The 12,175-nt window shown below is 74.5% G+C and carries 12 protein-coding genes; 10 read left to right on the forward strand and 2 right to left on the reverse strand.

The window, feature by feature from the left end; all coding sequences use genetic code 11:
- Window positions 1–52: 52 nt before the first annotated feature.
- The 3 genes from CTE05_RS07315 to purD all read left to right on the forward strand — a co-directional run bounded on the left by CTE05_RS07315 (window position 53) and on the right by purD (window position 3,936).
- A complete protein-coding gene (locus CTE05_RS07315; protein ID WP_146845459.1) occupies window positions 53–649 on the forward strand; it encodes a winged helix-turn-helix domain-containing protein in 597 nt (198 codons plus the stop codon).
- Window positions 650–754: 105 nt separating this feature from the next.
- Entirely contained in the window at window positions 755–2,620 is a 1,866-nt protein-coding gene (locus tag CTE05_RS07320; protein WP_146845460.1) for a phosphoenolpyruvate carboxykinase (GTP), read from the forward strand.
- An 11-nt stretch (window positions 2,621–2,631) separates the two neighbouring features.
- Complete coding sequence (purD, locus tag CTE05_RS07325; protein ID WP_146845461.1) at window positions 2,632–3,936, forward strand: phosphoribosylamine--glycine ligase; 1,305 nt, start codon at window positions 2,632–2,634, stop codon at window positions 3,934–3,936.
- On the opposite strand, the gene CTE05_RS07330 is transcribed toward purD, so the two are convergent.
- Window positions 3,933–4,442 carry a P-loop nucleotide/nucleoside kinase family protein gene (locus CTE05_RS07330; protein ID WP_222595428.1) on the reverse strand — a complete coding sequence of 170 codons (510 nt, stop codon included), beginning with the start codon at window positions 4,440–4,442 and terminating at the stop codon, window positions 3,933–3,935. The two genes, purD and CTE05_RS07330, sit on opposite strands and share 4 nt — an antisense overlap.
- 18 nt (window positions 4,443–4,460) lie before the next feature.
- Between CTE05_RS07330 and CTE05_RS07335 the strand changes: the two genes are divergently transcribed.
- From CTE05_RS07335 to CTE05_RS07360, 6 genes are all read left to right on the forward strand, one after another.
- Window positions 4,461–4,871 carry a hypothetical protein gene (locus CTE05_RS07335; protein WP_146845462.1) on the forward strand — a complete coding sequence of 137 codons (411 nt, stop codon included), beginning with the start codon at window positions 4,461–4,463 and terminating at the stop codon, window positions 4,869–4,871.
- 19 nt (window positions 4,872–4,890) lie between these two features.
- Entirely contained in the window at window positions 4,891–5,775 is an 885-nt protein-coding gene (locus CTE05_RS07340; RefSeq protein ID WP_146845463.1) for a phosphoribosylaminoimidazolesuccinocarboxamide synthase, read from the forward strand.
- Between the two features lie 91 nt (window positions 5,776–5,866).
- Window positions 5,867–6,907, forward strand: a complete 1,041-nt coding sequence (locus CTE05_RS07345; protein ID WP_146845464.1) for an ABC transporter substrate-binding protein — start codon at window positions 5,867–5,869, stop codon at window positions 6,905–6,907.
- 19 nt (window positions 6,908–6,926) lie between these two features.
- Window positions 6,927–7,955 (forward strand): FecCD family ABC transporter permease, encoded by a 1,029-nt coding sequence (locus CTE05_RS07350; protein ID WP_146845465.1) that lies wholly within the window; start codon window positions 6,927–6,929, stop codon window positions 7,953–7,955.
- A gap of 49 nt (window positions 7,956–8,004) precedes the next feature.
- The gene (locus CTE05_RS07355) at window positions 8,005–9,033 is read left to right on the forward strand and encodes a FecCD family ABC transporter permease (RefSeq protein WP_246123405.1); all 1,029 of its coding nucleotides are present in this window, start codon (window positions 8,005–8,007) and stop codon (window positions 9,031–9,033) included.
- Window positions 9,030–9,836 (forward strand): ABC transporter ATP-binding protein, encoded by an 807-nt coding sequence (locus CTE05_RS07360; RefSeq protein ID WP_146845466.1) that lies wholly within the window; start codon window positions 9,030–9,032, stop codon window positions 9,834–9,836. Before CTE05_RS07355 ends, CTE05_RS07360 begins: the two co-directional genes overlap by 4 nt.
- Window positions 9,837–9,843: 7 nt before the next feature.
- On the opposite strand, the gene CTE05_RS07365 is transcribed toward CTE05_RS07360, so the two are convergent.
- The gene (locus tag CTE05_RS07365; RefSeq protein ID WP_146845467.1) at window positions 9,844–10,638 is read right to left on the reverse strand and encodes a DNA/RNA non-specific endonuclease; all 795 of its coding nucleotides are present in this window, start codon (window positions 10,636–10,638) and stop codon (window positions 9,844–9,846) included.
- Here CTE05_RS07365 and CTE05_RS07370 point away from each other — a divergent pair, their 5' ends adjacent.
- Window positions 10,639–12,099 (forward strand): amidohydrolase, encoded by a 1,461-nt coding sequence (locus tag CTE05_RS07370; protein ID WP_146845468.1) that lies wholly within the window; start codon window positions 10,639–10,641, stop codon window positions 12,097–12,099. It abuts the gene before it with no gap.
- The last annotated feature ends 76 nt before the right edge of the window (window positions 12,100–12,175 follow it).

Here is a 12,175-nt window from a genome sequence, read left to right on the forward strand (position 1 = left end):
ACGATTGAAGAGGAAACTCTGCAAAGACAACTCTGCAAAGGTATCTCTGCGAATGAGCGAGAGCAAGCCCCTGCCGTTCCGGGCCCGCGCCATCGGCCCGGAGGAGCTCAAGGCGCTGGCGCACCCCCTGCGGATGGCGATGTACGACTACCTGTCCGAGCACGGCTCGGCCACCGCCAGCCAGCTCGGCCGGCACCTCGGGGAGAGCAGCGGGCAGACCAGCTACCACCTCCGGCAGCTCGAGAAGCACGGGTTCGTCGAGGACGACCCCGCCCACGAACGCGGCCGGGACCGGTGGTGGCGCACGGTTGGGTACAGCCTCGACGGCCGGGACATGCTCCGCGACCCCCGGACCGCGGACGCCGCCAAGGCGCTGCTGCAGGGGGTCGTCGCCGACCGCGCCCAGGTGCTCCAGCGATGGCTGACCACGGGGGACACCCCGGAGTGGGAGGCCGCGTCGCTCAACGACCGGACGACGGCGGACCTGACGCTCGAGGAGATGCAGGAGGTCGTGCTCGCGGTGCAGGAGGTCGTCGACGGCGCGGTCAAGCGGGCCAAGGAGCGCAAGGCCGCCGGCGAGACGGAGGGCCGCCGACGCGTGCGGATCTACGTCGACGCGCTCCCGCTCCCGCTCGACGATGACGCCTGAGTTGTGCAGATCGAAAGAATCGCGGATGTTTCAGGCGTGAGGTGATGGAATCCCCGGGCGAAGAGGTCCACGGTGGAAGGACTGGATCCTTTCTCGGAGGTCGTCATGACGCTCGTCGAGCACTACCCCCTGCTCACCGTCCCGGCTGCACCCGGTGTGCACCGGCACCGGGCGCTGCACTCGTGGGTCGGGGCGGTCGCGGCACTCACGGAACCGGACGACGTCGTCTGGGTCGACGGTTCCGCCGAGCAGGCCGCCGCGCTCGTCGAGGGGATGGTCGAGGCGGGCACCCTCCTCCGGCTGAACGAGGAGCTCCGGCCTGGTTCGTACCTTGCGCGCTCCGACCCGTCCGACGTCGCCCGCGTCGAGGACCGCACCTTCATCTGCTCGGTCGACCCCGACGACGCCGGCCCGACCAACCACTGGCGGGAGCCCCACGTCATGCGCGCCGAGCTGGCGGGCGTGTTCGCCGGGTCGATGCGCGGCCGGACCATGTACGTCGTCCCGTTCTCGATGGGCCCGCTCGGCGGACCGATCTCGCAGCTCGGCGTGCAGGTCACCGACTCCCCGTACGTCGTCGTGAGCATGCGCGTGATGACGAGGGTCGGCACCCCGGTGCTGGACCTGCTCGGCACCGACGGCGACTTCGTCCCGGCGGTCCACTCGGTCGGTGCCCCGCTCGAGCCCGACGAGAGCGACGTCCCGTGGCCGTGCAACGAGACGAAGTACATCGCGCACTTCCCCGAGACGCGGGAGATCTGGTCCTACGGGTCCGGCTACGGCGGCAACGCGCTGCTGGGCAAGAAGTGCTTCGCGCTGCGGATCGCGTCGGTCATGGCCCGCGACGAGGGCTGGTTCGCCGAGCACATGCTCGTGCTGCGCGTGACGTCGCCGGCGGGCCGGGTCTCGCACGTCGCGGCGGCGTTCCCGTCGGCGTGCGGGAAGACGAACCTCGCGATGCTCCAGCCCACGATCCCGGGCTGGAAGGTCGAGACCATCGGCGACGACATCGCGTGGCTGCGGCCCGGCGGCCCGGGCACCGACGGGCGGCTGCGGGCGATCAACCCCGAGGCGGGCTTCTTCGGCGTCGCACCGGGCACCGGCGAGGCGACCAACCCCGCCGCGATCGCGACCCTGGCGCACGACGTGATCTTCACCAACGTCGCGCTGACCGACGACGGAGACGTGTGGTGGGAAGGCCTGACCGAGACGCCGCCCGACCACCTCGTCGACTGGCGCGGGAACGACTGGACGCCGGCGTCCGAGACGCCGGCCGCCCACCCCAACAGCCGGTTCACGGTCGCTGCGGACCAGTGCCCGACCATCGCCGACTCCTGGGACTCGCCCGAGGGCGTGCCGATCGACGCGATCTGGTTCGGCGGGCGACGGGCCACGAACGTGCCGCTGGTCGCGCAGGCGCGGAGCTGGTCGCACGGCGTGTTCCTCGGCGCGACGATCGCCTCCGAGCAGACCGCCGCCGCCGAGGGGCCCGTCGGCGCCCTGCGTCGCGACCCCTTCGCCATGCTCCCGTTCTGCGGCTACAACATGGCCGACCACTGGGGCCACTGGCTCCGGCTCGGCGCGCAGCTGTCCGCACGCGGCATCCCGCTGCCGGCGATCTTCGGCGTCAACTGGTTCCGCAAGGGCGCGGACGGGTCCTACCTGTGGCCCGGGTTCGGGGAGAACGCCCGGGTACTGGCCTGGGCGCTGCAGCGGCTCGACGGGTCGGTGGAGGGGACCGACTCGCCGATCGGCGTGCTGCCCGCCGACGGCGAGCTCGACGTGAGCGGGCTCGAGCTGCCGCCGGGCACGCTGGAGCAGCTGCTCGCGGTCGACCCCGCTGCGTGGCTGGCGGAGTGCGACCTGACCGAGGAGTTCTTCGCGCAGTTCGGCGACCGTCTGCCGCTCGCGATGGTCGACGAGCTCGACGCCCTGCGGACCCGTCTGCAGGCCGCGGAGGCCGCCGGGTAGGCTCCCGGCACGTGAAGATCCTCGTCGTCGGCACCGGTGCCCGTGAGCACGCGCTGGTGCGCGCGCTGTCCCTCGACCCCGCGGTGACCGCGCTGCACGCCGCACCGGGCAACCCCGGGATCGGGGCGCTCGCGACGCTGCACGCCGTCGACCAGCTGGACGGCGCCGCCGTGGCCGCGCTGGCCACGTCGCTGGACGCCGACCTCGTCGTCGTCGGCCCGGAGGCACCCCTGGTCGCGGGCGTCGCCGACGCGGTCCGGGCCGTCGGGATCCCCGTCTTCGGCCCGTCCGCGGCGGGCGCCCGGCTCGAGGGCTCCAAGGCGTTCGCCAAGGAGGTCATGGCCGCCGCCGGCGTGCCGACGGCCGAGCCGCGCGTGGCGACGACGATCGAGGAGGCCGCCGCCGGGCTCGACGCGTTCGGCGCCCCCTACGTGGTCAAGGACGACGGCCTCGCCGCCGGCAAGGGCGTCGTCGTGACCCACGACCGCGCCGAGGCCCTCGCCCACGCGCAGGCGTGCCTGGCCAAGCCCGGTGGTCGCCTCGTCGTCGAGGACTACCTCGACGGCCCCGAGATCTCGCTGTTCGTCCTGTCCGACGGGGTCGACGTCGTGCCGCTGGTCCCCGCACAGGACTTCAAGCGCGCGCTCGACGGCGACGAGGGCCCCAACACCGGCGGGATGGGTGCGTACTCGCCCCTGCCGTGGGCGCCCGCGGACCTGGTCGACGAGGTGGTCGAGCGCGTCGCGCGCCCGACGATCGCCGAGATGGCGCGCCGCGGCACCCCGTTCTCCGGCGTCCTCTACGTCGGGCTGGCACTGACGTCGTCCGGCCTGAAGGTCGTCGAGTTCAACGCCCGCTTCGGCGACCCCGAGACGCAGGTCGTGCTCGCCCGCCTGGAGACCCCGCTCGCCGCCGTCCTGCTCGCCACCGCGACGGGGACGCTCGGCACCCTGCCGCCCCTGCGGTGGCGCGACGACGCCGCGGTGACCGTCGTGATCGCCTCCGGCGGCTACCCCGGTGCGGTGCGGTCCGGTGACCCGATCACCGGCACCGAGGACGCCGACGCCCTGCCCGGGGTGCACGTCCTGCACGCCGGGACGGCGCTGCGGCTCAACGCGGCCGGCGACGACGACGACGCGATCGACGGCGCGCACCTGGTCTCCGCGGGCGGCCGCGTGCTGTCGGTGGTCGGGGTCGGCCCGGACCTCGCCGCCGCGCGGGCCGCCGCCTACGCGGGCGTCCACCAGATCGACCTGCCGCTCTCGCACTACCGCTCGGACATCGCCGCGGCGGTGGCCGACCTCCCGCTGGTCTAGCCGACCAGCGCCCGCACCTCGTCGGCCAGCGCCGCCGGGCTCCGGCCCGCGGTGTCGACGACGGTCGCCTCCGGCCAGGCGTCGAGGCTCCGCGACGCGACGTCGGACCAGGTCGGCTGCCGGTGCCCGGGGATGTCGGCCACCCGCTCCTCGACGCGGCGCCGGTGCTCGACGGGGTCGGAGCACACCACGTGGACCTCGACGATCCGCACGCCCGCCTCGTCGGCCACCCCCCGCCACCCCTCCTGGCTGGCGCGCACGGGGTTCACGCAGTCCGCGACCACGGGCAGGCCGAGGCGCAGGTTGTCCAGCGCGACCCGTGCTCCTGCCGCGTACCCCGCCTCCGCGGCGTCGGGGACCGCCAGCGACGACTGGACGATCGCCTGCTCGAGCGTGTCGATCCGCACGTGCACCGCGCGCGTCGCGCGGGCGAGCTCGCGCGCGAGCGTGGTCTTGCCGCTGCCGGGCAGACCGCCGAGGACCACCAGCACGGGTTTCTGGGTCATGGGTGCCATCATCGCCGGATGAGCACAACCGAGACCTTCGTGTACGGCGGCGGCGAGTGGGGCGGCGACGCCGACGCCGTCCCCAGCCTGACCATCGAGGTGCAGGACGGTGACATCGCGACGGTCGAGTACCGCCCGGCGCCCGACGGGCTCGGCCGGTTCTACCTGGGCTTCCAGCCGCGGGACTTCTTCGACGACCCGGCCGAGAGCGATCCGGTCGACCTGGCGGCCGAGGCGGAGGCGTTCGCGGAGTGGTCGCTGCTGGTCGGCGCGGTCGACGTCGAGGCCAAGCACGTCCGGCGCCTGCTGGCCGAGGAGCACGTGGACGAGCCCGAGGACACGTTCGTCGAGGAGACCGTCGAGCGGCTGGTCCGGCTGGTCGGCCTCCCGATCCCGGAGGGGCTCGACGGCGGGGACGACCTGGTCTGAGTCCTGCACACTAGGGGCCGTGACTGCTGAGCTCCCTGGCTGGACCCACTCGTACTCCGGCAAGGTCCGCGACCTGTACGTGCCGACCGACCCGGCGCAGGGGGACGTCGTCCTCGTCGTCGCGAGCGACCGGATCTCCGCGTACGACCACGTGCTCGACCCCGGCATCCCCGGCAAGGGCGTCGTCCTCACCCAGCTGAGCCTGTGGTGGTTCGAGCAGCTCGCGGACCTGGTGCCCAACCACGTGGTGTCGACGGACGTCCCCGCGCAGGTGGCCGGCCGCGCGATGGTCTGCCGCCGCCTGGAGATGTTCCCCGTCGAGTGCGTCGCGCGCGGCTACCTCACCGGGTCCGGGCTCGCGGAGTACCGGGTGTCCGGCTCGGTCACCGGCATCGCGCTGCCGGCCGGGCTGGTGGACGGCTCGCGGCTGCCGGAGCCGATCTTCACGCCGGCCACGAAGGCCGAGCTGGGGGACCACGACGAGAACGTCCCGTTCGAGACCGTGGTCGGGACCGTCGGCGCCGGCACGGCGTCGACGCTGCGGGACCTGACCCTCGCTGTGTACGCGCGTGCCGAGGCGATCGCGCGCGAGCGGGGCGTGATCCTGGCGGACACCAAGCTCGAGTTCGGCACCGACCCGACGACCGGCGCGATCACCCTGGGCGACGAGGTCCTCACCCCCGACTCCTCGCGGTTCTGGCCGGCGGACCTGTGGCAGCCCGGCCGGTCGCAGGCCAGCTTCGACAAGCAGTTCGTCCGCGACTGGCTGACGTCATCCGCCTCCGGGTGGGACCGGGCGGGCGACGCGCCGCCGCCGCGCCTGCCCGCGGACGTCGTCGCGCGCACCCGGGACCGGTACCTCGACGCCTACGAGCGGCTCACGGGGGCGCCGCTCGCCGTGTGACGCGTCGCTCACCTCGGACCACGGGACGGGCGGCGAGGAGAGGTTAGGCTTGCCTCATTCCACCGTCGCCCGACCGATTGGGAGCATCCCCGTGCGCATCGCCCGCCGCGCGGCAGCAGTGGCCTCCGCCACCGCCGTCGCGCTCACCCTCACCGCCTGCGCCGGGACGGCCGACGACCCTGCGGACGAGCCCACGCCGAGCGCGTCGGCGTCCGAGGACATCTTCCCCGTGTCGATCGACTCGACCCTCGGCACCGCGGAGATCGAGGCGAAGCCCGAACGCGTCGTGACCCTCGGCTGGGGTGCCGCGGACATCGCGCTCTCGCTGGGCACCGTGCCGGTCGGCATCGAGGAGGACACCTGGGGCGGCGACGCCGACGGGTACCAGCCGTGGTTCCGCGACGCGGTCGAGGACGAGGGCGCCGAGCTGCCCGAGACCATCGCGATGTACCCGGAGCTCGACGTCGACGCGATCGTCGCGCTCGAGCCCGACCTGGTGCTCGCCCCGCAGTCGGGCCTGGAGCAGGACGTGTTCGACCAGCTCTCCGCGTTCGTCCCCGTGGTCGCCTACCCCGGTGAGCCCTGGCAGACGTCGCTCGAGGACCAGGTGACCATCACCGCCGAGGCGCTCGGCGTCCCGGAGAAGGCCGAGCCGCTGCTGGCGGAGCGCCAGGCCGCGATCGACGACGCCGCTGCGGACAACCCGGAGCTGTCCGGGCTGACGTTCGCCTACGTCTACGGCGGCGACCAGCCGGGCGCCCTGTCGGTGTACCTGCCCGGTGACCCGCGCGTCGAGCTCCTGACCGGCCTGGGCCTGGAGCTCGCGCCGTCCGTCTCGACGCTGTCGGCGTCACCGGGGACGTTCGTCAGCACGCTCGGCCTCGAGAACGCGGACCAGCTCGACGACGCGGAGCTGCTCTTCACCTGGTTCAACGACACCGACGAGCAGGCCGCGACCGAGGCCCAGCCGCTCTGGGCGCAGATCCCGGCGTTCGCGTCCGGTGCCTACGTCCCCATGATCGACAAGCAGCTCGGCATGGCCGTCTCCGTGGCCACGCCGCTGAGCGTGCCGTGGGCGATCGACGAGTACGTCCCCCTGATCACGGCCGGCGCCGAGAAGGTCCAGGGCTGACGCTCCCTTCCTCCCCGCCGTGAGCACCGCAGTCGCCGAGGCCCCGCACGCCACCCGCGTGCGGGGCTCTCGCGCGCTCGTGCTCGGGCTGGTCGGCGCGGTCCTGCTGCTCGCGCTCGTCGCCGGGCTGAGCATCGCCGTCGGCGCCAAGCCCGTGCCGCTCGACGACGTGTGGTCCGCGTGGCGGCACCCGGACGGGTCCTACGTGTCGACGGTCGTCGCGTCGCGCATCCCGCGCACGCAGCTCGGCCTGATCGTCGGCGCCGCGCTCGCCGTGGCGGGCGTCGTGATCCAGGGCCTGACCCGCAACCCTCTCGGAGACCCCGGCCTGCTCGGTGTGAACGCGGGGGCGTCCGCGTCGCTCGTCGTGACGGCCGCGGTGCTGGGCGGGGCGGCCGGCCGGACGGTCTGGGCCGCGGTCCCGGGCGCGCTGCTCGCGGCGGCCGCGGTGTACCTGATCGGTTCCGGGGGCCGACGCGCGACGCCCGTCCGGCTCGTCCTAGCCGGTGCGGCCGTCTCGGCGGTGCTGGTCGCGCTGGTCGAGGCCATCACCCTGGGCAACCCGGAGGTGTTCGACACCTATCGCTCCTGGGTGGTCGGTTCCCTGGCCGGGCGGCCCTCGTCGACGGTCGGCGCCGTCCTGCCGTTCGTCGTCGTCGGCCTCCTCCTGTGCCTGCTCCTCGCGCGGCCTCTCAACGCGCTCGCGCTCGGCGACGAGACCGCGACCTCGCTGGGGCTGCGCGCCGGCCGGACCCGGTTGGTCGGTGCCGCCGGGGCGACCCTGCTGTGCGCCGCCGCCGTGGCCGCCGTCGGGCCCATCGCCTTCGTCGGGCTGGCCGTCCCGCACGTCGTGCGCTCGTTCACCGGCTCCGACCACCGCTGGCTCCTGCCGTACTGCCTGGTGCTCGGACCGGTCCTCCTGCTCGCCGCCGACGTCGTCGGTCGCGTCGTCGCCCGGCCCGGAGAGCTGCCCGTCGGGGCCGTGACCGCGTTCGTCGGCGCGCCGTTCCTCATCCTGGCCGTCCGCCGAGGACGGGTGGGGCTGTGAGCGGGCCGGAGGGCGGGGTCGCCCACGGGTCCGCGACCGGGAGAGCACGGTGACCGCGGTCCTGACCCTCGGTCCGGCCGTCGCCGTGCGCTGGCGGCGTCGGCCCGTCGTCGTCTGCATCGTCGCGCTGACGATCGTGCTGGTCACGATGCTGGTGACGCTCTCCGCCGGCCGGCTCGGCATCCCGCTGTCCGAGCTGCCGGGCGTCATCGCCGGCACCGGGTCGCGCGCGCAGGAGTGGGTGCTGTGGACCAACCGCCTTCCCCGGCTCCTCGTCGCCGCGGCGGCCGGCGCGGCGTTCGCGGTCTCCGGGGCGATGTTCCAGTCCGTCACGCGCAACCCGTTGGGCAGCCCCGACGTCATCGGCCTCGGCGCAGGCGCCGCAGCGGGTGCGGCGGCGGCCGCGCTCGTCTGGCCCGGGCTGGTGCCGGTCCCGGTCGGTGCGCTGGCCGGCGCCGGCCTCGCGATCGGCGCGGTCTACCTCGGCTCGGGGGCGGGGTTCCGGGCACCCCTGCGGATGGTCGTCGTCGGCATCGCCGTCGGCGCGATGTCGATGGCGTTCGTGCAGCTCGCCCTCGCCCGGGCGACGCGCGAGGACGCGCAGGTCGTCGCCGCGTACCTCAACGGCAGCCTCGCGGCGCGCGCCTGGTCGGACGTGGTCCTCATCGTGGTCGCGCTCGTCGTGCTGCTGCCCGTCGCGCTCGCCCTGACCCGGCCCATGCAGCTGGTCGAGATGGGCGACGAGGTCGCCGTCGCGGTCGGGGTCCCCGCGGACCGCGTGCGCACCTGGGCCGTCGTCGTCGGTGTGCTGCTCACCGCGGCGGCCGTCACCGTGAGCGGGCCGATCGCGTTCGTCGCCCTGACCGCCCCGCAGATCGCCCGCAGGCTCACCCGGTCGACGGGACCCGGGATGGTGGCCGCCGCGTGCTGCGGTGCCGCGGTGCTCGTCGTCGCCGACCTGGTCGCCCAGTACGCCGTGCCGGGCATCGTCTACCCCGTGGGCGTCGTCACCGCCGCGCTCGGTGGTGTGTACCTCGCGTTCCTGCTGGTCCGCGAGTGGAGGAGGAGCCCCGCGTGAACGGTCCGCCGCTCGAGGCCGAGGGCCTGACCCTCGCGTACGACCAGCTCGTCGTCGCCCAGGACCTGTCCGTGCAGATCCCGCGCGCCTCGTTCACCGTGATCATCGGGCCGAACGGGTGCGGGAAGTCGACGCTCCTGCGCGCGCTCGGCCGCACCCTGAAGCCGCGGGCCGGTCGCGTCCTGCTCGACGGCGAACCCATCGCCGCCCTGAGGAGCAAGGACGTGGCCCGCCGGCTCGCGCTGCTGCCGCAGAGCCCCGTCGCGCCCGAGTCGATCACCGTCGGCGACCTCGTCGCCCGTGGCCGCTACCCGCACCAGGGCATCCTGCGGCAGTGGTCCGCCGCGGACGCCCGGGCCGTCGCGGACGCCCTCGACGCCACCGAGGTCGCCGACCTGCGCGACCGGTACGTCGCCGAGCTGTCCGGCGGCCAGCGGCAGCGCGTGTGGCTCGCGATGGCGCTCGCCCAGCAGACCGACCTGCTGCTCCTCGACGAGCCGACGACGTTCCTCGACATCGCGCACCAGTTCGAGGTCATGGACCTGTGCGCCCGGCTGCACGAAGAGGGCCGCACGCTCGTCGCGGTCCTGCACGACCTCAACCAGGCCGCCCGGTACGCCACGCACCTCGTCGCGATGAAGGCCGGGGTCGTCGTCGCCGAGGGTCCGCCGTCCGACGTCGTGACCGAGCCGCTGGTGCGCGAGGTGTTCGGGCTCGCCTGCCGGGTGGTGCCGGACCCGGAGACCGGGACGCCGATGGTCGTGCCCGCCCGCCGCGACGCGCACGTGCGGCACCTGCCCTAGGAGCGCGTCAGAGCCGGACCTGCTCCAGGGTGGTCAGCGGCACCCAGCGGTCGCCGTCCGCCCGGGCGCCGACGGGCACGAGCACGTCGGCGTCGACCAGCGGCCCCAGGTCGATCCCGGTCAGCGACTCGACGTCGACGACGGGCACCTGGAACGTGCGGAAGGCGCCGAGCGGGGGGACCTCGGCCTGGAGGCTTCGCACGAAGGGCGTCTGGTCCAGCACGAACCCGGCCGCGCGCAGGTCACCGGACGACGCCCACGCGGCGACCTTCCAGAACCTCCGCGGGATCTGGACGCCACGGTAGACCGGGTCGTCGTCGGCGAGGACCGGTCCGGTGAACACCGACACCCGGTGACCGAGCGTCCGGGCGTACTCGAGCACGTGGTCCTCGAGACCCACCCAGAGCAGCTCGCCCTGGTTGAACGCGGACGCCTGCGGGGCGGCGTTCGGGTACGCGAACGTGTCGAAGTTCGCCCGTCGAGCGGTCACGAGGTCGCCCCAGACTGGGTCACGACGGCGCACCAGGTGGCCCCGGTCGAGGTCGTTGCGCGCGTACAGCTCCGGACCGGCCTGCTCGTCGGCGGGCACGCGCGGGTCGAGGTGCCAGTCGTCGCCGCGCTCCAGGTTCACCAGCTGAGCGCCGTCGATGTTGACCGCGGTCGCCGCGGCGAGCCGGCGCTCCGGGTCGAGCAGCACCGTGAAGTGCGTGGACGGGAGGTCGCGGACGGCCTGCGCAGGGACCGGGAGCGGAACCGGCGGGCCGAGGAAGGTCGGGTCGTAACCGCCGTCTACGTTGCTCACATGCGGACCGTACCGACCACCTCCGACCTCCTGCTGCGCGACGCCCGCCTGGTGGACGGCGGGGCGCCCGTGGACGTCCTCGTGCGCGCCGGACGCGTCGCCGCCGTGGGACCCGGGCTCGTCCACGACGGTCCGCAGGTGGAGCTCGACGGCCGCTGGGTCATGCCCGGCCTCTGGGACGCGCACGTGCACCTGACCCAGTGGGCGTTGGCCCGCCGGCGGCTGGACGTGTCCGGGGCGACGTCCGCCGCGCACGCCGTCGCGCTCGTCGCCGCCGCGCCCGCTCCACCCCCGGGCACGGCCCTCGTCGGCTTCGGGTTCCGCGACGGGCTCTGGCCCGACGTACCGACCGCCGAGCTGCTCGACGCGGCCGTCGGCGACCGCCCCGTCGTCCTCGTCTCCGGCGACCTGCACTGCGCGTGGGTCTCGACGGCTGGGCTGCGGTTCCTCGGCGTCGGCGCGCACCCCACCGGTCTCCTCCGGGAGTCCGAGTGGCTCCCGCTGCAGGGCGTCGTCGACCACGTCCCCGACGGCGTCGCCGACGCGCTCGTCGACGACGCCTCCGCAGCGGCCGCCGCCCGCGGGGTCGTCGGCGTGGTCGACCTGGAGATCGCCGACAACCTGGCCGTCTGGCGCCGGCGGACCGCCGCCCGACCCGGCCGGCTGCGCGTGCGCGCGGGCGTCTGGGAGGAGTTCCTCGACCGTGTCGTCCGCGAGGACCTGCACACCGGCGACGTCATCGGCGGGCTCGTCACGCAGGGACCGCTGAAGGTCATCACCGACGGCTCGCTGAACACCCGCACCGCGTACTGCCACGACCCGTACGCCGACCTGACCGGCCCGAACGCCCACGGCGTCCTGGCGGTGCCCCCGTCCCGGCTCGCGCCCCTCATGGCGCACGCCACCCGGCACGGCCTGCGCTGCGCGATCCACGCGATCGGCGACGCCGCGAACGCGCTCGCGCTCGACGCCTTCGCGGAGTCCGGAGCGGCCGGGTCCGTCGAGCACGCGCAGCTCGTGTCCTGGGCGGACGTCGAGCGGTTCGTGTCGCTCGGAGTGGTCGCCAGCGTGCAGCCCGAGCACGCCATGGACGACCGCGACGTCGCCGACCGGTACTGGCCCGGTCGCACCGACCGCGCGTTCGCGTTCGGGTCCCTGCACCGCGCCGGCGTCCGGCTGGCCCTCGGGTCCGACGCACCCGTCGCGCCCCTCGACCCGTGGGTCGCCGTCGACGCCGCCGTCAGCAGGTCCCGTGACGGCCGCCCGGCGTGGCACCCCGAGCAGGCGATCGACCGTCGGGCCGCGCTGGAGTCCTCCGTCGACGACCGTGGCCTGACCCCGACGGTCGGGGCGCCCGCCGACCTCGTCGTCCTCGACGCCGACCCGCTCACCGCCCCGCTGCGGGGGATGCCGGTGGCGGGCACGCTGGTGGCCGGCGGCTGGACCCACCGCGCGTTCTAGCCTGCCCACGCCGCGCACAGAGCTGCTCGTGTGAAGAGTTCGTCGTGCCCAGCGGAACGAACTCTTCACGCGAGCG

The organism is Cellulomonas terrae (assembly GCF_007990265.1).
Taxonomy (GTDB): domain Bacteria; phylum Actinomycetota; class Actinomycetes; order Actinomycetales; family Cellulomonadaceae; genus Cellulomonas; species Cellulomonas terrae.

What these genes read in the sequence shown, in the direction of transcription:
- CTE05_RS07335 (WP_146845462.1), top strand. Translation starts at nt 4,461, where the DNA reads ATGAGCACAACCGAGACCTTCGTGTACGGCGGCGGCGAGTGGGGCGGC.
- CTE05_RS07370 (WP_146845468.1), top strand. Translation starts at nt 10,639, where the DNA reads ATGCGGACCGTACCGACCACCTCCGACCTCCTGCTGCGCGACGCCCGC.
- CTE05_RS07315 (WP_146845459.1), top strand. Translation starts at nt 53, where the DNA reads ATGAGCGAGAGCAAGCCCCTGCCGTTCCGGGCCCGCGCCATCGGCCCG.
- CTE05_RS07330 (WP_222595428.1), bottom strand. Translation starts at nt 4,442, where the DNA reads ATGACCCAGAAACCCGTGCTGGTGGTCCTCGGCGGTCTGCCCGGCAGC.
- CTE05_RS07320 (WP_146845460.1), top strand. Translation starts at nt 755, where the DNA reads ATGACGCTCGTCGAGCACTACCCCCTGCTCACCGTCCCGGCTGCACCC.